The organism is Reyranella sp. CPCC 100927 (assembly GCF_007859315.1).
Lineage (GTDB): Bacteria > Pseudomonadota > Alphaproteobacteria > Reyranellales > Reyranellaceae > Vineibacter.
Window position 1 is genome coordinate 71,305 of record NZ_VOHA01000009.1, and the last position, 21,318, is coordinate 92,622.

The following is a 21,318-nucleotide window of genomic DNA, read 5'->3' on the forward strand; positions in this document are numbered from 1 at the left end:
GACGTTCCTACCCTCCCCAGCTCTGCTGGGAAGGTGCCCCGCTTCGGCGTCGAAACGTCGGTGGGCGGAGGGGAGGCGACGTGGTCCTTGTAATGAAGACTCCGTCAGTTCCCCTTCCGGCCCTCGGCCACCTCCCCCGCCTGCGGTGGGGGAGGGAGCAAAAAGGGAAAGGACGTTGTTCCGAGGAGCCATGACTCCTTCTTAAGAACAAAACATGAACAAGTCAATCGACAAGAATCCATTTCTTCTTATTTATCAAAGACTTATCAATATATCGTTAGTCGGAGGCCCTCGATCCCCAATCTGTAGTTCAGGCCCGGCCCAACCGTCGGGCCCAGCGGCGGCTGGGGGCTTCGACGCCGTAGTAGGCGAGGCCTGCGATCAACAGCAGCGCGGCGTAGATCGTGGGGATGGTGGCGGCATGGGCCCAGGCCGCCGGAATACGTGCCTGCAGCCAGTCGAACAGCCCATCGCGCGGTCCGATCAGGTAATCGTGCAGCAGGTAGAGCGAATACGATACGACGCCCAGCCAGTAGATCGGGAAACTGCCCAGCACCTGTCCGATGCGGCCGCGGTTGCCGTAGAGGCCCAGCACCAGCGGTGCGAACAGGGGATAGACGACGAGGTCGTGCACACCCAGCGCGAAGCCGCTCACCAGCAGGACGATGACGATGCCCAACGTCACATCGTGCGAAACCCAGGCCAGTACGCGCGGCAGGCGGACGAGGCGATAGGTCAGCAGGCCCAGCACGAAGCCGCCGAAGCAGCGCAACAGCGGCTGGATGGTGGTGCCGTCATAGGCATCGAGCGGACCGCTGTGATAGGCGCCGTCCAGCGTCGTCAGTCCGACCGTACCCAGCATGAGAGCCGCCACGCCCAGGGTCGCGATCAACGCGGTGCCGGCGCGGCTGAACAGCGCCACGCCCACAAGGACGGGGAAGGCCAGGTATGCCGCCCACTCGGTGCTGATCGACCACGATGGCCCGTTGATGCTGCGCGTGATGCCCCATGACTGCATCATCAGCAGATTGGCCAGCAGGTCGCGGGCCGGCGTGGGCAAGCCGACGGCAGGCGCCGGATTGTCCGGCCGCAGATGGCCGTAGGCCAGCAAGGTCATCAGCACGGCACCGGCGACCAGCACGAGATAGAGCGGATAGATGCGCGCCAGGCGTCGCATCAGGAATCCCAACCAGCGGCGAACATTCCAGCCGCCGGCAAAAAGATGCGCGTAGTTCAGCGCCAGCACGAAGCCGCTCAGGATGAAGAAGACATCGACCCACAGATAGCCCTTGCCGATGAAGCGGCTCAGCGCCGGCTGCGCGATGGCTGACGGTGGATAGTAGTGATAGGTCGTCACCAGCACCGCCGCGACGCCGCGCAGGCCGGTCATCGCCTTGATCTCGGCGCCGTCGGGGCGTGACGAACGATCGTGCGTCGCCGGAAGAGATTGCGCAGGCTCTGCGGCGGCTTGACCGCGCGACACGGCGTCAAACGTCATGATGAATGCAGGTGCTTTCAAGTAGAGGGGAGATTTTCGGCACAGCCGGTTCAACGCTGGATGTCGCGGCGCGGTGCCATGGCGTCAACGCCCGGGCTGTGACCATGTTGCGGCGGCTTTCAGTTGCGATTTCTGCTGAACGCCTGCACAACCGGGCGCCATGGATGATGCCGTTGCCAAACTCGCAGTGCCGATTCCGATCGACGCGGCGCGAGCGCTGCTCAAGAGCGTGTTCGGCTTCGACGCCTTCCGTCCCGGTCAGGAGGAGATCATCCAGGCCGTGCTGGGTGGCGAGGACGTGCTGGCGGTGATGCCCACCGGCAGCGGCAAGTCGCTGTGCTATCAGCTGCCGGCGCTGGTGATGGGCGGTCTTACGGTGGTGGTCTCGCCGCTGATCGCGCTGATGCGCGACCAGGTGCGCCAGCTGCGCGAATACGGCATCGCGGCGGCCAGCCTGAATTCGAGCAACGACATGGAGCAGAATCGTCAGATCCACGACCAGCTGATGGAAGGTTCGCTACGCCTGCTCTATGTGGCACCTGAGCGCCTGATGCGGGCCGACACGATCGGCTGGCTGCGCGACGCCGGCGTGCGCCTGCTGGCCATCGACGAGGCGCATTGCGTCTCGCAATGGGGGCACGATTTCCGGCCCGAGTACCTGGCGCTGGGCCGCATCCGCGCCGACCTCGACGGCGTGCGCACCGTGGCGCTAACGGCGACGGCCGATGCGCCGACGCGCAGCGACATCATCGAGAAGCTGTTCGCGACCGGGCCGCGCACCTTCGTGCGCAGCTTCGATCGCCCCAACCTGCGCCTGGCGATGGCGCCCAAGGGCCATACGTCGCGCCAGGTGCTGGATTTCGTCGCCGCCCACAAGGGCATGAGCGGCATCGTTTACTGCGTGTCGCGCAAACGCACTGAGGAATTCGCCGAACTGCTGACCGGCGCCGGCTATCGCGCGCTGCCCTATCACGCCGGCATGGAGAAGCTGCAGCGCGAGGCGAGCCAGGACGCCTTCCTGCAGGAAGATGGTGTCATCATCGCCGCCACCGTCGCCTTCGGCATGGGCATCGACAAGCCCGACGTGCGCTTTGTCTGCCATGCCGACCTGCCGCAGAATGTCGAGGGCTATTACCAGGAGATCGGCCGCGCCGGCCGCGACGGTTTGCCGGCCGACACGCTCACCCTCTACGGGCTCGACGACATGCGCCTGCGCCGCGAGTGGATCGAGCAGGCCGAGGTTTCCGACGAGCGCAAGCGCATCGACCGCCAGCGGCTCAATGCGCTGATCGCGCTGTGCGAGGCACCGCGCTGCCGGCGCCAGACCCTGCTGGCCTATTTCGGCGAGACGTCGCAGCCGTGCGGCAACTGCGATCTCTGCATTCATGGCGTCGAGAGCTTCGACGGCACCGTCGATGCGCAGAAGGCGATGTCAGCGATCGTGCGTACCGGCGAGCGTTTCGGCACCGAGCATCTGGTCAACATCCTGACCGGCAATGCCACCGAGGCGGTGCTGCGCTACCGGCACGAGATATTGCCGACATTCGGCGTCGGCAGCGTCCGCAAGGCGGCGGAATGGCGCTCGATCTTCCGTCAGATCTACGCCGCCGGCCTGATCGCACTGGATATCGTCGAACATGGCCGCTGGACGGTCACCGACGCCGGCTGGCGCGTGCTGCGCGGCCAGGACCGCATCGAACTGCGCCAGGACGTGCTGGCGCCAGGCAAGGGAAAGCGCGGCAAGAAGGCAGCGATGGCGGCGGCGGCCGACAGCGCCGACGCCGATCCGCAGCTGCTGGCGGCGCTCAAGAAGCTGCGCACCGCGCTGGCGCGCCAGCAGCAGGTGCCGGCCTACGTGATCTTCCCCGACCGTACCCTGATCGACATGGCGGTCCGCCGCCCGACCTCGATGGCCCAGATGCTGGAGGTCGACGGCATCGGCCAGGTCAAGCTCGAACGCTACGGCGCGATGTTCTTCGACGTCGTGCAGCAGCACGCGCGGGGTGGCCAGGGCGAGTCTTCATAGACACCTGGGAGCGCGGGCGTCCCGCCCGCTCATGCCTTGGCGCTGCGCGCTCCCAGGTGATGCATGTCAGGTTGGCGTGGCGTGCACAGCGCTGGGGCCGCGCCTTCTCTATCGTGATCCGGTGGAACCGACGGAGCACCGGGTATGAAGTTCGGCATCTTCTATGAGCTGCAGCTGCCGCGGCCCTGGCAGGCGGGCGATGAACACCAGCTCTATCTGAACGCGCTGGAGCAGATCGAGCTGGCCGACCGGCTGGGCTACGACCATGCCTGGCAGGTCGAGCATCATTTCCTCGAGGAGTACTCGCACTCGCCGGCGCCGGAGTCGTTCCTGGCGGCGGCCAGCCAGCGCACCCGGCAGATCCGGCTGGGCCACGGCATCGTGCAGCTCACCACCAACCACCCGGCGCGGGTCGCCGAGCGCATCGCCACCCTGGACCTGCTGTCCAGCGGCCGGTGCGAACTCGGCATGGGCGAAAGCGCCTCCATCACCGAGCTCGAGCCGTTCGGTGTGTCCATGGAAAACAAGCGGGAGATCTTCGAGGAGGCGGTGCGGGCCCTGATCCCGATGTTCAGGGACGGCCCCAGCGAGCACCACGGCAAGCACTTCGACATGCCGCTGCGCATGGTGGTCCCCAAGCCGCTGCAGAAACCGCATCCGCCGCTGTGGGTCGCCTGTTCGCAGCTGGAGACGCTGGCCAAATGCGGCGAATGGGGCATGGGCGCGCTGGGCTTCCAGTTCGTTTCCGCCGACGCCGCGCATGCCTGGGTGCACGCCTACTACAACGCCTTCGTGAAGCGGCAGAAGAAGCTCGCCGACTACCAAGCCAATCCCAACATCGCCCTGGTGTCGTTCTTCATGTGCGCCAAGACCGATGAGGAGGCGCGCGAACGCGCCGACGGCGATACCTTCTTCCAGTTCGCCCTGCGCTTCTACGGCCAGTCGGCCGACCGCAGGCGGCCGCCGGCCGGTACGGTCAACATGTGGGACGAGTACAACAAGTGGAAGAAGGCCAACCCTGAGGCGCACGCGGCGGCGTTGCGCGGCGGCCTGATCGGCTCGCCCGACACGATCCGCCGCAAGCTGCGCCGCTTCCAGTCGTCCAACATCGATCAGGTCGTGCTGCTGAACCAGGCCGGCCGCAACACCCACGAGCACATCTGCGAGTCGCTGGAGCTTTTCGCCCAGGAAGTGATGCCGGAATTCCAGGCGGCGCATCCGCAGCTGCTGCAGTGGAAGGCGCAGGTGCTGAACCGCGAGATCGCGCTGGAAGAGATCGACACGACGGCGTTCACCGACCGCTACGGCGGCACGATGACGTCGATCTCGCCGGCAGCCGACGCACGGCGGACACAGGCGGCAGAGTAGGGTTAATACCTCCCCCAACGGAGTTGGGGGAGGGAGTCACTCCTTCTCGATCTTGGCGACCTCGACGATCTTCGCCCATTTCTGGGTTTCGCTGGTCACGAAGCGGGCGAGTTCATCGGGGCTGCTGGGCCAGGGCACGCCGCCGATCTTGCTGAAGTAGTCGGTGGCGGTCTGTCCCGAAATCGCGGCCAGCGCCTCGCGGTTGAGGCGGGCGACGATATCGGCCGGCGTGCGCGCCGGCGCGAAGGCGCCGATCCAGGCCGAGAGCTCATAGCCCTGCACGCCGGTCTCGGCGACGGTCGGCACGTCGGGCAGTGCCGCGACACGCTCGGCACTGGTCACCGCCAGCGGTCGCACCGTGCCGGCCTGGATCATGCCCAGCGCCGATGACGGGTCGGCCGGCACGACATCGACCTGTCCGGCCAGCAGATCGGCCAGGGCCTGCGGCGTGCCGCGATAGGGCACGTGCAGCATGTCGAACGCCATCATCGCCTTCAGCAGTTCGCCGGTGCCGCGGCCGATCGTGTTGCCGGTACCGAACGTGAGCTTGCCCGGCCGGCTGCGCGCCGCCGCGGCGAGATCGGCCACGCTGCGGATCGGACTGTCGGTGCGCACCACGAACACCACCGGGATGCGCATCAGGCGCGCCACGGGCGTGAAGTCGCCGACGGGATCGTACGGCAGCTTCTTGTAGAGATTGACGTTGGCCGAGTGCGTGGAGTTGGTGGTGATGAAAACGGTGTAACCATCGGGCGCGGCCTGGGCCACGGCCTGGGCGGCGACGATGCCGTTGGCGCCGGGACGGTTGTCGACCACGACCGGCTGGCCCATGGCCTCGGCCATGCGCTGGCCGACGAAACGCGCCAGCCCGTCGCTGGCGCTGCCAGCGGGAAACGCCACGACGAAGCGCAGCGGCCGCGACGGATAGGATTGCGCGGTCGCGCCGACCGGGACGAGGCCGCTGCCGGCCAGCAGGCCGGCCAACACCTGGCGCCGCCGCGCGGTCGCGCTCATGACTCAGAATCCGACATCGTGTGCACCCTTGGTCTGCAGGATCGCGCGTGCCTCGGCGGGATTGGCGACCTCCAGCGACAGCTCTTCGATGATACGGCGGATCTTGGCGACCTGTTCGGCGTTGGAGGTGGCGAGCCTGCCGCGCCCGGCATAGAGGCTGTCCTCCAGGCCCACGCGCACGTTGCCGCCCAGGATCGCGCTCATGGTCACGAACGGCATCTGATGCCGGCCCGCGGCCAGGACGGAGAGGTAGTAGTCGTTGCCGAACAACCGGTCGGCGATGGTCCGCATGTGCAAGAGATTCTCCGGATCGGCACCGATGCCGCCCAAGATGCCGAAGATACATTGCAGAAAGAACGGCGGCCGCGCCAGACCGCGATCGGCGAAATGCGCCAGGTTGTACAAGTGTCCAACGTCGTAGCACTCGAACTCGAAGCGGGTGCCGAGATCGCCCAGCTCCTTCAGGCCACGCTCGATCTGCGCGAAGGTGTTCGACAGGATGAAGTCCTTGGTCATCTCGAGATAGGGCTTCTCCCAGGCGTGCTTGAACGTCTCGACGCGCCCGCCGGCGCCCGAGATGTTGAAGTTCAGCGAGCCCATGTTCATGGACGCGACCTCGGGCTTGGCCCATTTCGCCGCCGCCAGCCGCTCGTCGAGCGACATGCCGAGCCCGCCGCCGGTCGTGATGTTGATGATGGCGTCCGACTGCTGCTTGATGCGCGGCAGGAACTGCGCGAACAGCGCCGGGTTCTGGTCCGGCTTGCCGGTCTGCGGATCGCGCGCATGCAGGTGCAGCATCGATGCGCCAGCCTCGGCCGCCGCCACGGCATCGCGCGCGATCTCGTCGGGCGTGATCGGCAGATGCGGCGACATGCTGGGCGTGTGGATCGAGCCCGTCACGGCACAGGTGATGATGACCTTGTTGGAGCGTCGCATGTCGGGTCCTCCGTGCGGTCTTCAGCGATCGGCGTAGATACGATGCAGGGCCAGCACGTGCTGCGCCTGCGTCAGGTGCGGAATGTCGAGCATCTTGCCGTCCAGCCCGATGGTGCCGGCGCCCGGCGCGGCGGCAAAGGCGGCGATCACCCGCTCGGCGAAGGCGACGTCCTGCGGGCTCGGCTTGAAGCTCTCGTTGATGGGCGCGACCTGGTCGGGATGGATCGCGATGCGGCCGGTGAAGCCCTCGTGCCGGGCCGCGATCGAACTGGCGCGCAGGCCGTCGCTGTCGCGGAAGTCGACATGCAGCGTCTCGATCGGCTGCACGCCCGCGGCCTTGGCCGCCAGCAGGCAGAGCGAGCGCGAGAGCCGGTAGGTCAGCGCCCAGTTGCCGGCGGCGTCGAGGTTGGTGCTGGCGCCCAGCGCCGCGGCGAGATCCTCGGCACCCCAGGTCAGGCCGAACAGCCGCGTCAGGTTGGCGTCGGCATAGGCACCGAGCGCGAAGGGTGCGCGGGCCGTCTCGGTAGCGACCGGCAGGATGCGGATGGTTCCCGCCGCGATGCCGCTGCGCGCCTCCAGCGCATCGAGGTAATGCGACAGGCGCTGCACGACGGCAGGTCCGTCGGCCTTGGGGATCATGATGCCATCCAGGCCACCGGCCACCACGGCGGCCACATCGGGCAGCCCCTCCGGTGTGGTGAGCGGGTTGATGCGCACCCAGAACTGCGGGCGCCGCTCGGCGCGCGGCTGGCTGAGGACGTTCGCCACCGCCTCGCGCGCCAGCGGTTTGCGCGCCGGCGCCACGGAGTCCTCCAGGTCGAGGATCAGGGCGTCGGCGCCGGACTGCAGGCCCTTGGCGAGCTTGCGCTCGCTGTCGCCGGGCACGAACAGGAAGGAGCGGATCGGGGCTGCGGTCACTTTGGTGCCTTCATCATCAGGCCGGAGCGCTTGCAATGGGCCACCAGCTCGTTCTTCTGATTGTAGGCCCGGTGCGCGAAGATCACGATGCCCTGGGTCGGCCGCGATTTGCTCTCGCGCATCTCGAGCACTTCCGTCTCGACCCGGATCGTGTCGCCGTGGAACAGCGGCTTGGGAAACCGCACCTCGTCCCAACCCAGATTGGCGATGGTGGTGCCCAGCGTGGTCTCGCCGACCGTGATGCCCACCATCAGCCCCAACGTAAAGCCGCTGTTGACGATGCGCTGGCCGAACTCGCTCTGGGTCCGGCAATACTCCTCGTCGATGTGCAGGTAGGCGGGATTGTGCGTCAGCGCGCTGAACCACACGTTGTCGGACTCAGTGATCGTGCGCCGGATCGCGTGCTTGAAGATCTGGCCGACGTGGAACTGATCGTAATAAAGACCTGCCATGGCGTTACCCTCTTTCAGTCGTCCATCTAGTATGGTTCCATACCATTATGCCGAAAGGAAGCGCGAGTTGAGCCCCACCCGTCCCGCCATCCGAAATGATGGTTCCGGTTCGGAGCCCGCTGTCGAGCCTGTTGCCGCGACGCGGCACCGGGATGTGCGGCTGGGGTTTCTCATTCATGACGTATCGCGGATGCGGCGCAGCGCCTTCGACCGCCTGATGCGGCCGCTGGGCGTCACGCGGGCGCAATGGTGGGTGATCGCGCACCTCTCGCGGCAGGACGGCATGACGCAAATCCAGCTTGCCGACATCATGGATGTCGGCAAGGCCAGTCTCGGCACGATTGTCGATCGCCTCGAGACGGCTGGCCTGGTGGAGCGGCGGCCCGATCCGGTCGACGGGCGCGCCAAGCGCGTCTTCATGACCCGCAAGTCGCGGCAGCTGCTGAAGACGATGCAGGACTTCGAACGGGTCTTCAACGCCCGCATCCTGCGCCGTCTCTCGGACGCGGAGCGCAACGCGCTGGTGCGCATGCTGTCGCTGATCCGGGCCGACCTGGTCGGCTTCGCCGAGGAGGGTACCGGCAGCGGCCCGGGCCGGCCGGCTGGTGGTGAGCCCCGGCCGCGGTCGCGCCGTCGCCGGTAGTCACCGGCCGGGCAGGCACATCCGTGCGCATTTGGTATGGTATGATACTATCTCAAGGGAGGCATTCATGGTGACGCGGGCGAGAGGACGGCGGGCGGTTCTGCGGGCTGCCGGCGGGATGGCGGCGGCATTCCTGGGCGGGACAGGCGCACGGGCCCAGGCGCCCTGGCCGAGCAAGCCGATCCGTGTCCTGTCGGGCGGCGCACCCGGCGGCGGCAGCGACATCTTCGTGCGCATCCTGGAGGGCCGGTTGCGCGACAAGCTGGGCCAGCAGCTGTGGATCGACAACAAGCCCGGCGCCGGCGGCATGGTGGCGGCGGAGATCGCGGCGCGCGCCGCACCGGACGGCCACACGTTCTTCGTCAGCAACCTGGCCACCAACGGCATCGGCGTGTCGCTGTACAAGCGCGTGCCGTTCGATCCGGCGACCGATCTGCCCGGCGTGGCGCGGATCGCGACGCTGTCCAACGTGCTGGTCGTGCGTGCCGACAGCGGCATCGCCTCCGTGGCCGACCTTGTCGCCCACATCCGCAAGCATCCCGACAAGGCGTATTTCGGTTCGGCCGGCGCCGGCACCTCGGCGCATCTGTCGGGCCTGCTGTTCGCCCAGCGCCTGGGCCTTGCCGTCACGCATGTGCCCTATCGCGGCACGGCCGCCAACCTCGCCGCCCTGCTGGCGGGCGAGGTGCTGTTCTGCCTCGACAACCTGCCGGTCTATGCCCAGCACGCGCGGCAGGGCACGCTGAAGCTGCTGGCGGTGAGCGTCGCCAAGCGCCTGGCGGATCTGCCCGACGTGCCGACCCTGCAGGAGGCGGGCGTGCCGGATTTCGATGTCTCGTCGTGGTACGGCCTGTCGGCCGCGACCGGCACGCCACGGCCCATCATCGAACGCATGAGTGCCGAGATCGTGGCGGCGCTGGGCGAGCCCGACATCATCAAGCGGATCCGCGACGTGAGTGCCGAGCCGGCGCCGCTGGGGCCGCAGGCCTACGATGCCTTCATCCGCGCCGAGGTCGAAAAATGGAAGCCGGTGGTGCAGGCCTCGGGTGCCATGGTGGAATAGTACCCGGAATCACGAGTCCTGATACAGCTGTCATCCCGAGCGCCCCTTCGACAGGCCCAGGAGAGGGATCTTCTGCAAGGGACGCACGGGTGCGCCTGCATCGAAAGATCCCTCGCTGCGCTCGGGATGACGATCCTGAATCACACTCTAGCGACAGGCGGTAGTAGGCGCGACGGCGCGGCTCACCGCCCGCTCCATTGCGGTGCGCGCTTTTCGAGGAACGCCGCCATGCCTTCGCGGAAATCGGCGCTGGTGTAGCACATGACCACGAGGTCATCGCCGGCGCCGGGCGACATCTTTTCGCCGATACGGCGCAAGGCTTCCTTGGTGGCGCGCAGGGTGAGCGGCGCATGGCTCGCCAAGGTCCGCGCCAGCGCATCGGCGCGCGCCATTAGCGTGGCGTGATCGGGCAGCACTTCGCCGACCAGGCCGATCGCCAGCGCTTCGGGGGCCTCGACCAGGCGGGCGGTGAAGATCACTTCCTTGGTCCGCGCCAGGCCCATCAGCGCCACCAGCCGTGCATAGTTGGCCATCGACAGGCAGTTGCCCAAGGTGCGCGCGATGGGAAAGCCGAAGCGGGCGCCGGCGGCCGCGATGCGCAGATCGCAGGCGGCGGCGATCGCGGCACCGCCGCCGGTGCAGGCGCCCGAGATCGCCGCGATGATCGGCACCCGGCAGCGCTCCAGCGTGTCGATCACGCGGTCGATGCGCGCCTCGTAGGCGAGCCCATCCTCGGCGGTCTTGAAATCGCGGAACTGCGCAATGTCGGTGCCGGCGGCGAAGGCCTTGTCGCCGGCGCCCGTCAAGACCAGCGCCTTCACCGCCGAGTCGGTCTCGATCTCGCCGCAGATCGCCGCCAGCCGCTCGTACATGGCGAAGGTGAGCGCATTGCGGGCCTGCGGCCGGTTGAAGGTGATGCGGCCGATCCCGTCGCGGACGTCGTACAGCAGTTCGTCAGTCATATTTGTCCTCGCGTGGTGGGTCGGCCGCTTCATGGTGAGCTTGTCGAACCATGAAGCGTTCGCACGACCGATGGTGCGAAGCCTTCATGGTTCGACAAGCTCACCATGAAGGCTTCTCTATCACATGTGCGAGGGCAGGTAGGTGGCGATGATCGGGAAGATGATGAGGATGACCAGCCGCAGCAGGTCGGTGATCACGAAGGGGATGACGCCCTTGAAGATGGTCGCGAAGGACACGTCGGGTATGACGCTCTTGATCACGAACACGACCATGCCGACCGGCGGGTGGATCAGGCCCAGCTCGACCGTCATGACGATGATGACGCCGAACCAGATGGGATCGAAGCCCAGGGCCATGATCACGGGAAAGATGATCGGGATGGTGAGGATGATCATGGCCATGGCGTCCATGAGGCATCCCAGGATCAGGTACATGACCATGATCAGCGCCAGCACGCCGTAGCGGCCCAGTCCCAGGCTGGTGAGGAAGGCCGTCACCTTCTGCGGCGTCTGCGTCACGGTCAGGAAATAGCCGAACAGCAGGGCGCCGATCAGCACCGTGAAGACGGCGGCCGCGGTGCGCGTGGCCTGCAGCAGCGAGTGACGGATATTCTTGCGGTTCAGCCGGCGGCGCACCACGCCGATCAGGAAGGCGCCGCCGGCGCCCACGCCGCCGGCCTCGGTGGGGGTGAACAGGCCGCCATAGAGGCCGCCGATCACGAAAATGAACAGCAGGACGGGCGCCCAGATGTCGCGCAGCGCCGCGAGGCGCTCGGACCACGACGCGCGCTGGCCGGTCGGCAGGAAGTCCGGCCGCACGAAACCGATCAGCGACACGGTGGCGATGTACATCAGGATGGCGAGGATGCCGGGCAGGATGCCGGCGATGAACAGCTTGCCGATGTCCTGTTCGGTGATGATGCCGTAGACCGCCAGCACGGTCGATGGCGGCAGCATGGCGCCGAGCGTGCCGCCGGCGGCGATGACGCCGGTGGCGAACGACTGCGGGTAGCCGTAGCGGCGCATCTCGGGATAGGCGACCGTCGAGAAGGTGGCCGCCGTCGCCACCGATGAGCCGGAGATCGCCGCGAAGCCGCCGCACGACACGATGGTGGCGATGCCCAGGCCGCCGCGCAGATGGCCGAGCATGGAATTGGCGGCGCGGAACAATTCGCGGCTCATGCCCGAGGTCGACACGAAGGCGCCCATCAGCAGGAACATGGGGATGACGCCGAACGTGTAGTCGGTCACCGTCCGCATCGAGGTCTGGCCGACCAGCTTGAAGGCCGCGGTCGAGTTCACCAGGTAGCCGAAGCCGGCAACGCCGACGAGGCCCATGGCCATGCCGACCGGCACGCGCAGCAGCATCAGCACGAACAGGACGATGAAACCGATGATCGCGACCGTATCGCTGCTGAGCGTCGGAAGCCCTTGCCACCACTCGATCATGTGACTCTCACTCGGCGGATTTGGTCGACGCTTCTTCTTCCGCGATCGCGTCGGGCTGGAACACCAGGCGATAGGTGCGCACGGCGATCAGCAGCACGGCGGCCGCGTCGCCCAGCCAGGCGACGGCGAAGAACGGCCAGTTCGGCAGCCGCAGGTCGAACGTCAGCACGTTGTCGTTGTAGGTGCTCGTCACCTTGTCGAACAAGGTGATGGTCTGGACGGTGACGACGAACAGCAGGACCAGGGTGGCGAAGACGTCGATGACGCGCTGCCACCTGGGGCTGGCATTGGCCCACACCAAATCGACCGTGATGTGCGTGCCGCGATAGCTGGTGGCGGCGATGCCCCAGAAGATCAGGATGCCCAGCAGCAGACGACCGAAGTCGTAGCTGTCGGGGATCGACACGGCGAAGAAGTAGCGCAGCATGACGGAGATGAAGATGTCGGCCGCAACGATGCCGACAAAGATCGCCGCCAGCAGCTCGATGGTATCGATGAATCGATCCATGTGCTTGCGATGCACGTCCGGCCTCCGTCGGTAGTGGCACGAGGGCTTGTGGTTCCACCACGGCTGTCATCCCGAGCGTAGCGAGGGATCTTTCAGCGGCTTCGGATCATCCGCCGATAAAAGATTCCTCGCTGCGCTCGGAATGACAGTTCCTCGCGGAAGAAGCGGCTCAGTAGGCGGCCTTGAACTTGGCCAGCGCTTCCTTCAGTTCCTTCATGGCCGCGTCGGGGTCGACACGAGCCTTGCGGACGCCGTCGGACCAGTTCTTGTGCAGCGGCTCGGCCGCCTTGCGCCACTCGGCGAGCTGCTCGGCGCTGATGCCATAGACCTCGTGGCCGGCCTCGGCCTTGATCTTGCCGCGGCCGGCGGCCTCGAACTCGGCCCAGGGGGCGGCCACCTTCAGGGCCCATTCGTTGGTGCAGTGATCGTCGATCACCTTCTTCTGGGCGACCGACATCGAGTCGTAGCGCGACTTGTTGATCACCCAGGCGAACGTGGTCACGTAGAGCGGCACGTCCATGTGGTACTTCACCACCTTGTCGATGCCGAACAGCGGCACCGAGCCCCACGGGAAGGTGACGGCGTCGGCGACGCCCTTCTCCAGCACGTCGCGCACCTCGGGGGCGCCGGCCTGCACGTTGGTGCCACCCAGCTGGGTGACGAACGCGGCGATGGTGGCGTGCGCCGGGCGGATCTTCATGCCCTTGATGTCGCCCGGCACCATCACCTTCTTGGTGCGCGAATGCACGGCGCCGGGATCGTGCACGAAGCCCAGGCAGAACTTCACGTCCTTCATCTCGGCCGCGGCATACTTGCGGTACCAGGCGTCGAGCGCCTGCGAGCCGCCCTTGGCGTCGGCCATCAGGAACGGCAGTTCGCCGGCGCCGATCACCGGGAAGCGGCCGGGCTGGTAGCCGGGATTGATGTAGGTGACGTCGGCGATGCCGTCGCGCGCCATGTCGTAGTGGTCAAAGGCCTTGCCGAGCTGCTGCGCCGGGTAGACTTTCGACTTGATGCTGCCATTGGAGGCCTTCTCGATCGAGGCGCCCCAATCTTCCATCGCCTTGTGCAGCGGGTGCGATGGCGGCACCCAGTGCGAGAGCCGCAGTTCGATCGGCTTGTCCTGTGCCGCCGCGCTGCTGGCGAAACCCAGCGCCGCCAGGGCGCAGAGCGTGATTGTCCGCATCTTCATCCTTGTTTCCCTCCCATGCGTCGCCCGGCGTTGCGTTGCCGGCCGATCGTCCCTTGGCCAGATGTCGTCTACACCCTCACCCGCGGCCGTCTGCCGCCACTGGTTGTGGAGCCCCTATCCCCGGCGCCCGGTTTCGACCGGGCGCGCGCGGGGGTCCGTGCCGTCCGGACGGACGGCAGCACATCTTCGTCGGCCGTGTCACCGACCAGTTCGGTGGCGATCCGCCGCAGCAGCCGGATCAGGCGCGGTTTTTCGGCGGCGCCCACGATGCGGTCGAGGCTGCGGTCATGTGCCTGGGCGTGGCGGGCCAGCTCGGCCAGCACGGTTTCACCCGCCGGCGTCAGGTTCAGCGCGTAGGTCCGGCGGTTGGCGGGCAGCCGTTGGCGCAGGATCAGGCCGTGCCGTTCCAGCGCGTTGAGCGCCGGCGTGAGGCTCGACTTGTCGCGGCCATCGGCGCGGCTGAGCGCCGTCTGGCTGATGCCGGGGTTGTGCTGGATCAGCGTCAGCACGGCAAACGTGCCGGGGCTGAGCTCGGTCTGGCCGACGCGCCGGGCGAACGCCTGAAACGACGCGTTCTGCGCCTTGCGCAGGTGGAAGCCGATGAAGTCGGCCATCGGCCCGATGCTGACGGCGTCCACTGTCCGCGGCCGATCGGCCGGCGGCGGTCCGGATTTGCCCGGGCCGGCGCGCCGCGGCAGGCCGTTTGCTTTCGCCATCTCGCGTCCTCTGACAAGGCGGACAGGGTCCGATAGTGACCAGAAGATAGTTTTATGTCCAACAATTTCCTGGGAGCGCGGACGTCCCGCCCGCTCATGTCAGGCAAAGCTTTCGCCTGAGCGGGCCAGAGGCCCGCGCTCCCGGGAGTCACGGTGGCGGCACGGCGCCCGTGCGCTCGACGATCAGGCCGTAGGCCTCGGGCCGGCGGTGCTGGGCGAAGTTGAAGATGCCGCTGGTGTAGCTCTTGCCGGCATCGAGATCGCAGCGGTGCGCGATCAGTTCGTCGCCGCTGGCGGCGGCGCGGGCCACCACCTTGCCCGAGGGCGCGATGATCTGGCTGTCGGCCAGGCTCGGCACGCCTTCCTCGGTGCCGCCCTTGGCGACGCCGATCACCCAGGTGCCGTTCTGGTAGGCGCCGGCCTGCATGGAGAGCTGGTTGTGGAACCAGGTGTGTTCGTCCTGATCCGGTGCCGGCGGGTTGTGCAGCGGCGTGTTGTAGCCCAGCATCACCATCTCGACGCCCTGCAGGCCCATGACGCGATAGGTTTCCGGCCACCGCCGGTCGTTGCAGATGCACATGCCCATGATGCCGCCAAAGGCGCGGAACACCGGGAAGCCGAGATTGCCGGGCTCGAAATAGCGCTTCTCCAGGTGCTGGAACTTCCGCTGCGGCTCGTGCTCGGCATGGCCCGGCAGGTGCACCTTGCGGTACTTGCCGACGATGCGCCCGTCACGCTCGACCAGGATCGCGGTGTTGAAATGCCTGATGCGGCCATCCTCGTGCGCGAGCTCGGCGTAGCCCAGGCAGAAGCCCAGCCCCAGCCGCTTGGCCTCGGTGAACAGCGGCGCCGTTTCGTTGCCGGGCATCTCGCGCTCGAAGAAGGCGTCGATCTCGGCCTGGTCTTCCATCCACCAGCGCGGGAAGAACGTGGTGAGCGCCAGTTCGGGGAACACCACCAGCTCGCAGCCCATGCGGCTGGCGTCGCGCAGCAGCGCGATCAGCCGCTCGACGACGTCGCGCCGGGTGTGGCGGCGCTCGATCGGCCCGAGCTGGGCGGCACCGACGGTGAGATGGCGCGGCATGGTCAATCCTCGGCCAGTTCCAGCATGACGTCGAGCAGCACGGCGGCGCCGGCCTCGAGGTCGGCCGGCGTGGTGTATTCGGCGACGTTGTGGCTGAGCCCCTTCACGCTGGGCACGAAGATCATGCTGGTGGGGCACAGCCGCGCCATCATCTGCGCATCATGGCCGGCGCCCGACGGCAGGCGCAGGGTGCTGCGCCCATGCGCCTGCGCGATGCGCTCGACCCGGTCGACCATCGTGGTGTCGAACACGACCGGCTCGAGGCGCGCCAGCCGGCGGCGCTCGATGGTGACGCCCTCGGCCTGGGCAGTATCGTCGATGAAGGCAAAGACGCGGCGCTCGGCTTCCTGCAGCAGCGCCTCGTCGGTGTTGCGCAGATCGACGGTGAAGCGCGCGTGGTTGGCGATCACGTTGATCAGGTTGGGGCGCAGTTCGGCGACACCGACCGTGCCGACCTGGGCGCCACCCATGTCGCGCGCGACCTGGCGCACGAAGCTTGCGGCGGCGGCGGCAACATAGCCCGCGTCGTGACGCAGGCGCATCGGCGTGGTGCCGGCATGGGCCGAGACGCCGGTGACGATGAACTCGTACCAGGAGATGCCCTGCACGCCGGTGACGGCGCCGATGGTGATGGCGGCGTCCTCGAGGATCGGCCCTTGTTCGATGTGCAACTCGATGAAGGCGCGCGGCCGGATCGCACCGGTCGGCGCCGGACCGCGATAGCCGATGCGTTCCAGCTCGTCGCCCAGGCGCACGCCCGCGGTATCGGTCGCGGCATAGGCCTCCTGCAGGCTGAACCCGCCGGCATGCACCAGGCTGCCCATCATGTCGGGCTGGAAGCGGGCGCCTTCCTCGTTGGTGAAAAAGGCGACGCACAGCGGATGACGCGTTCGCACACCGACCGTATCGAGCGCCCGGCAAACCTCCAGGCCGGCCAGCACGCCATAGTTGCCGTCGAAGCGGCCGCCGGTGCGCACGGTGTCGATGTGCGAGCCGGTCATGACCGGCGGTCCGTCCTCGCGGCCGCGGCGGACGCCGAAGACGTTGCCGATGGCATCGACGGTGATCGCGAGATCCAGCGCGCGCATCCAGGAAACGACAAGGTCGCGCCCGTGCTTGTCCTCGTCGGTCAGGGCCAGGCGGGCGCAGCCGCCGCCGTCGATGGCGCCGATGCGCGCCAACGCGGCCAGTCGCGCGTGCAGGTGGAGGCCGTCGATGGCGGGTCGTGCCGTCATCGGTCGATGGGGGTGGGAATGAGCATGGCAGCGACGCTAGCGAGGCGCGCCGTGGGGCGCAACCGTGTGCTTGGTGGCGGCGCTGATCTTCGCCTTGCCGACGACCGGGCCGCGGGCCATAAGCAGCGCATGAAGCGTGACTTTCCCCACCAGCCTCTGCAGTTTCGCGAATATCCGCTCGAGGAGATGCGCCGTCGCGCCCGCGCGTTCGCCGACGACCTCAACCACCGACGCACGGTGCGGGATTTCAGCGACCGGCCGGTACCGCGCGACCTCATCGAGACGGCGATCGAGACGGCCCGCCACGCGCCCAACGGGGCCAACCACCAGCCCTGGCATTTCGTGGCGGTGTCCGATCCGACGCTCAAGCGCAAGATCCGCGCCGCCGCCGAAGCGGAAGAGAAAGCGTTCTATGGCGGCCGCGCGTCGGAAGAGTGGTTGGAGGCGCTGAAACCGCTGGGCACCGACTGGGAAAAACCGTTTCTGGAGATCGCGCCCTGGCTGATCGTGGTCTTCGCCGAGCAATGGGGTCATTGGCCCGACGGGCGGCGGCGCAAGAACTACTACGTGCCGGAATCCACCGGCATCGCGTCGGGCTTCCTGCTGGCCTGCCTGCACCACGCCGGGCTCGCGACGCTGACCCACACGCCCAACCCGATGAGCTTCCTGGGCGAGAACCTGGGCCGGCCCAAGAACGAAAAACCGATCATGATCGTGGTCGCGGGCTATCCGGCGGCGGACGCCGTCGTGCCGATCCACGCGGTGCAGAAGAAGCCTGCCCGCGACGTGGTGACGTTCCTATGAACGCCGTCGTGGCACGATGAGCAAGAACGCCTTCATCGTCATCGTCGGACTGACGATGCTGGCCTCGGCCATTACGGTCTACTACCTCTACGGCGCCATCCCCGGCGTGATCGTGCTGGTCGCCAATTCCTTCCTGCTGCGCTGGATCCGGCACAACGTGAAGTGACTACTGCGTGGCGGGCGGTTTCATGGTCTTGGCCTGCGCCACCGAGACATCGTCGAACAGCGCGGAGTCGATGGCGCCGGTAACGGCAAGGCCGTGCGCGGCCTGGAACTCCCGCGCTGCCGTGACGGTGCGTGGACCGATGACCCCATCGGCGGGGCCGGGATTGAATCCCAGCGCGCGCAGGCGACCCTGCAACTGGACGATCTCGTTGCCCGACAACGGCCGCGCATCGCGCGGTGCCGGCCGCGGCGGGGCCGGTATCTCGGCCTTGGGTTGCACCGCCGCCGATGGTGCGGCGGGTGGCGGCGTCGGCGCGGAGACCGGTGCCGTGGCCGTCGTCGGCAGCGCGGGCGCGACGGACGGCGTCGACGCCAGCCACTGATCGCTGTACTGGCGCCACAGCCAGGGTGATGTCGCCGCGATGGCCATGGCGATCACCGTCAGCGCGGCAGCCCAGCGCCATGCCCGTCCGCTCAGCACGCTCGCGACCGAGGGCGGTACCGACAAGAGGGACGGCCGCACGCGCACCGATACGGTTTCGGCCGGCGCGGCATGGCGTTGATGGCGCCGGGTCGCGACCGACGTGCGCACGTCGCCGATATACGTGGTGACCGCCGCCAGCCCCGCCGCGCCGAGCCGTGCCGACGTGTGCAGGCCGGTGCGGGTGCCGGCGGCCAGCGCGCCGACCGTGCGCGTGGACGTGTGCAGGCCAGCCCGACCGCCGGTGACGAGCGCGTCGAGCGTGGAGCGCGCGGCGGCCGACAGCTTCACAGACGCACGGGACGCCGCTGACGGCGTCGCGCCGGCAGCGCCGATCGGCGGCCACGCCGGAACCTGGATCAGCGAGACCGGTTCCGACCAGTGCTGCGCAGCCTCGTCGTCGGGCGACAGGCGACGCGTTGCCGGCGGCTGTTCGATCGGCGGCCAAACGGGAATATGCAGTTGCGACAGCGGCTCGGACCAATGCGCGGCATCGTCATCGACGATCGGTTCACGCCGGTGTGCTGTCGGCGCCGCGGACGCCGGCGCTTGCGGTGGCATCACCGGTGCGCGCGGCGTGTTGCCGAGCTGGGTGGGCGCCACCATCGGCATGACCGGTGATGCAGCGGCGTCCGAACGGACCGCTGGCGGCGAGGGTGTCGCGGGGGCCGGTGCCGGATCGTGCACCGGCTTCGGTGCGTCTTCCGGCGCCGGGCCGACAGCGCCATCGACGGGCGCGAGGGCGGCCGGCGACGGATCGATCAGAATCGGCGCCGGCATCACGTCGTCTTGCCCGGTCACGGGTGCCGCTGTCGGTTCGTCCGGCACGGTCCGTCCGGCGTCCTGGTCCCAGATTGGATCGTGGTCCGGGGCGCGTGCAGATGGCGCCTCGGCCAATCCCTCCGGCGGTATGGCGTGCTCGGCAACCGGTGGACCCGTGTCGGGGGTCAGTTGCGATGCGTCCAGTGGTATCGGTGGACTGGCTTCAGCTGCCGGTGCAATCGGTGCGACCGGCGTCAGGGCCGTTTCTGCAGTAGCATCAGGTTGCGGCCGCGGCTCTTCCAGGGCTTGTTCCGCGTCCAAGACTGGTGTGGTCTGCTCTGAAGGCGCTACGGCTGGCTCGACGGGTGCCGTGATCGGCGGCGCCGTGATCGAGGGTGTAACCGGCACCGCGTCCACCGTCGAGCGCGGTGCATCCTGTGGAACCGGTGGGCCGGCATCCGGCGGCGGCGCGGCGTCGGCGGCCGTTGGCGCCAGTGCGGTGGGGTGGGGCTGCTGCGGTTCTGGCGCCGGGACCGGCGGGGCAACCACGCGCTCGATGGCGTCCGGCGCGGCCTGCGCCGGCGACGCGGGCTGGTCGACAGGTCTGGCAGCAGAGGGCTCGGGTGCGGTGAAGGGGTCCTCGGTGGTGACCGACAGTCCGCGGGGGAGCGGCACCAGCCGGACGTCGGCGCGCACGGGGCGTCCGCCGGACGGCGGCACCATCGGCGAGACCGACGCCAGCTTCAACTCGGGCGGCGCCGGGCGAACGGGATCCGATGCCGGCGGCTTGTCGGCAACCGCGGACACGCGGGGGCCCGACGCTGGGGCAGGCACCGGTTGTGGCGTGGGTGGCGGTGACGGCGCAGCCACAATGGTCGGTGGCGGCAGGGTGTCGAGGTAGGCATCGAACGCGTCGACGAAGGCCTGGCACGCGGCAGCGTTCTTGAACCGATAGGCCTGGTCGAAGCCCGTCGGCAGGGTGACCACCAACTCGCCGTTGGGCGGTGCGACGCGCGCGGAGATGAAGAGGTCGCGGACGTCGTGCACGCCGCAGCCGCCGACGCGCCCGACAACAGCGACGAACCACGGGAAGATGAACAGTTCCTTGTCGTGACCATGCTGCAGGCGCAGCGGTCGCGTCGGGCTTGTCATCAGATCGAGCGCGGGCTGCGCCAGGCGGTTCTGAAGCCGGTCGCCATCGCGCGGCGGTGCTGCGCGCGTGCGGTCGGCGGTACTCACCGGCTGCAGCCCGTCGAAGCGTCTGGCGAGCTCGGCGAACAGCCCCTGGGCACGGCTGCCGGTCTCGAAGTCGGCATCGACGACCGTATCCAGAAGCTGGCTGTAGAGGCCGTCCAGGTTGTCGACCAGCGCGCTCAGCCGTTCTTCGAGGGTCTCCTGCGAGCGGCGCGTGAGGAGTCCGATGACCGGCCAGTCGCGGCGCTCCAGGCTGCGCTCGGCCTCGCGGATCTGGCGCTCGTGCTCCTCGATCTCGCGGCGCAGGTGGGTGCGCTGCAGTTCGATCTGTCTGACCTGTGCGGTGAACGCGGCGAGGTCGAAGGGCAGGCGCTCCTTCGGCGCCGCTGGCGGTGCCGGCGCCTTGGGCTGTTGCTTGGGCGGCGGCGGCGCCTGTGTGCGTGGCGGCGGTGGTGGTGGCGCCTGTGTGCGTGACGGCGGCGGTGGCGCCTTGCGCTCGCGCTGCTTGGCAAGCGTGGTGCGCGGATCAGGCCGCCGTGGCGGCGGGATCGGCGTCGGATCGGGCGGGCCGAGGTGCAGGATGCGACCGCGACGCCCGACCTTGGTCTCGCCCGGACTGTCGCTCGCTGTCGCGGTGGCAGCCGGGCCGAGATTGATCCGTGCGCCCGGAAGCGGTTTTTCCCGATCGCTGGACCTGAGCACCATGCCTTTGCCTCTCACGGCCAAATGCCGCGCTCGGCAGACCTGTCGAAGAGGCGAAATGGCCTGGATCGCGCCACCGAGCACAGCCGCGCAACGATGACGAATAGCCCAGCCGCCGATGCGGTACTCGGGGTCTTTCTGTGTCC

19 protein-coding genes are annotated in these 21,318 nt (G+C 68.1%); 6 read left to right on the forward strand and 13 right to left on the reverse strand.

Annotation, left to right across the window (positions count from 1 at the left end):
* Nucleotides 1-310 precede the first annotated feature (310 nt).
* A complete protein-coding gene (locus tag FQU96_RS23195; RefSeq protein ID WP_146543729.1) occupies nucleotides 311-1,498 on the reverse strand; it encodes an acyltransferase in 1,188 nt (395 codons plus the stop codon).
* Between the two features lie 160 nt (nucleotides 1,499-1,658).
* Here FQU96_RS23195 and recQ point away from each other — a divergent pair, with 160 nt between their 5' ends.
* Together recQ and FQU96_RS23205 are read left to right on the forward strand one after the other, a co-directional pair.
* Complete coding sequence (recQ, locus tag FQU96_RS23200) at nucleotides 1,659-3,524, forward strand: DNA helicase RecQ (RefSeq protein WP_146543730.1); 1,866 nt, start codon at nucleotides 1,659-1,661, stop codon at nucleotides 3,522-3,524.
* Nucleotides 3,525-3,668: 144 nt separating this feature from the next.
* A complete protein-coding gene (locus FQU96_RS23205) occupies nucleotides 3,669-4,892 on the forward strand; it encodes an LLM class flavin-dependent oxidoreductase (RefSeq protein ID WP_146543731.1) in 1,224 nt (407 codons plus the stop codon).
* Between the two features lie 36 nt (nucleotides 4,893-4,928).
* On the opposite strand, the gene FQU96_RS23210 is transcribed toward FQU96_RS23205, so the two are convergent.
* The 4 genes from FQU96_RS23210 to FQU96_RS23225 are packed head-to-tail and all read right to left on the reverse strand — an operon-like array spanning nucleotide 4,929 to nucleotide 8,212.
* Entirely contained in the window at nucleotides 4,929-5,906 is a 978-nt protein-coding gene (locus tag FQU96_RS23210; RefSeq protein ID WP_146543732.1) for a tripartite tricarboxylate transporter substrate binding protein, read from the reverse strand.
* A 3-nt stretch (nucleotides 5,907-5,909) separates the two neighbouring features.
* Nucleotides 5,910-6,842, reverse strand: coding sequence for a 3-keto-5-aminohexanoate cleavage protein (locus FQU96_RS23215; protein ID WP_146543733.1), 933 nt, complete (start codon nucleotides 6,840-6,842; stop codon nucleotides 5,910-5,912).
* 21 nt (nucleotides 6,843-6,863) lie between these two features.
* Nucleotides 6,864-7,760, reverse strand: a complete 897-nt coding sequence (locus FQU96_RS23220; protein WP_146543734.1) for a CoA ester lyase — start codon at nucleotides 7,758-7,760, stop codon at nucleotides 6,864-6,866.
* A complete protein-coding gene (locus tag FQU96_RS23225) occupies nucleotides 7,757-8,212 on the reverse strand; it encodes a MaoC family dehydratase (RefSeq protein ID WP_146543735.1) in 456 nt (151 codons plus the stop codon). Before FQU96_RS23225 ends, FQU96_RS23220 begins: the two co-directional genes overlap by 4 nt.
* Nucleotides 8,213-8,402: 190 nt before the next feature.
* On the opposite strand from FQU96_RS23225, the gene FQU96_RS23230 reads away from it, so the two are divergent.
* The gene (locus tag FQU96_RS23230; protein ID WP_218574833.1) at nucleotides 8,403-8,855 is read left to right on the forward strand and encodes a MarR family winged helix-turn-helix transcriptional regulator; all 453 of its coding nucleotides are present in this window, start codon (nucleotides 8,403-8,405) and stop codon (nucleotides 8,853-8,855) included.
* Between the two features lie 67 nt (nucleotides 8,856-8,922).
* Nucleotides 8,923-9,918 carry a tripartite tricarboxylate transporter substrate binding protein gene (locus FQU96_RS23235; protein ID WP_146543737.1) on the forward strand — a complete coding sequence of 332 codons (996 nt, stop codon included), beginning with the start codon at nucleotides 8,923-8,925 and terminating at the stop codon, nucleotides 9,916-9,918.
* Between the two features lie 182 nt (nucleotides 9,919-10,100).
* Here FQU96_RS23235 and FQU96_RS23240 read toward each other — a convergent pair whose 3' ends face one another.
* From FQU96_RS23240 to FQU96_RS23270, 7 genes are all read right to left on the reverse strand, one after another.
* Nucleotides 10,101-10,880 carry an enoyl-CoA hydratase/isomerase family protein gene (locus FQU96_RS23240; RefSeq protein ID WP_146543738.1) on the reverse strand — a complete coding sequence of 260 codons (780 nt, stop codon included), beginning with the start codon at nucleotides 10,878-10,880 and terminating at the stop codon, nucleotides 10,101-10,103.
* 120 nt (nucleotides 10,881-11,000) lie between these two features.
* A complete protein-coding gene (locus FQU96_RS23245) occupies nucleotides 11,001-12,329 on the reverse strand; it encodes a TRAP transporter large permease (RefSeq protein ID WP_146543739.1) in 1,329 nt (442 codons plus the stop codon).
* A gap of 7 nt (nucleotides 12,330-12,336) precedes the next feature.
* Nucleotides 12,337-12,852, reverse strand: coding sequence for a TRAP transporter small permease (locus tag FQU96_RS23250; RefSeq protein ID WP_146543740.1), 516 nt, complete (start codon nucleotides 12,850-12,852; stop codon nucleotides 12,337-12,339).
* A 154-nt stretch (nucleotides 12,853-13,006) separates the two neighbouring features.
* Complete coding sequence (locus tag FQU96_RS23255) at nucleotides 13,007-14,023, reverse strand: TRAP transporter substrate-binding protein (protein WP_146543910.1); 1,017 nt, start codon at nucleotides 14,021-14,023, stop codon at nucleotides 13,007-13,009.
* A 74-nt stretch (nucleotides 14,024-14,097) separates the two neighbouring features.
* Nucleotides 14,098-14,745 carry a MarR family winged helix-turn-helix transcriptional regulator gene (locus FQU96_RS23260; RefSeq protein WP_146543741.1) on the reverse strand — a complete coding sequence of 216 codons (648 nt, stop codon included), beginning with the start codon at nucleotides 14,743-14,745 and terminating at the stop codon, nucleotides 14,098-14,100.
* Between the two features lie 148 nt (nucleotides 14,746-14,893).
* Entirely contained in the window at nucleotides 14,894-15,829 is a 936-nt protein-coding gene (locus FQU96_RS23265) for an N-carbamoyl-D-amino-acid hydrolase (protein ID WP_146543742.1), read from the reverse strand.
* Nucleotides 15,830-15,831: 2 nt separating this feature from the next.
* Nucleotides 15,832-17,064: a Zn-dependent hydrolase gene (locus tag FQU96_RS23270; protein ID WP_146543743.1), complete on the reverse strand. Its 1,233-nt coding sequence runs from the start codon at nucleotides 17,062-17,064 to the stop codon at nucleotides 15,832-15,834.
* A 51-nt stretch (nucleotides 17,065-17,115) separates the two neighbouring features.
* Here FQU96_RS23270 and FQU96_RS23275 point away from each other — a divergent pair, with 51 nt between their 5' ends.
* Complete coding sequence (locus FQU96_RS23275) at nucleotides 17,116-17,868, forward strand: nitroreductase family protein (RefSeq protein WP_370461386.1); 753 nt, start codon at nucleotides 17,116-17,118, stop codon at nucleotides 17,866-17,868.
* Nucleotides 17,869-17,884: 16 nt separating this feature from the next.
* A complete protein-coding gene (locus FQU96_RS42255; RefSeq protein ID WP_178130669.1) occupies nucleotides 17,885-18,034 on the forward strand; it encodes a hypothetical protein in 150 nt (49 codons plus the stop codon).
* Here FQU96_RS42255 and FQU96_RS23280 read toward each other — a convergent pair whose 3' ends face one another.
* Nucleotides 18,035-21,175, reverse strand: coding sequence for a peptidoglycan-binding protein (locus FQU96_RS23280; RefSeq protein ID WP_146543744.1), 3,141 nt, complete (start codon nucleotides 21,173-21,175; stop codon nucleotides 18,035-18,037).
* Nucleotides 21,176-21,318 lie beyond the last annotated feature (143 nt).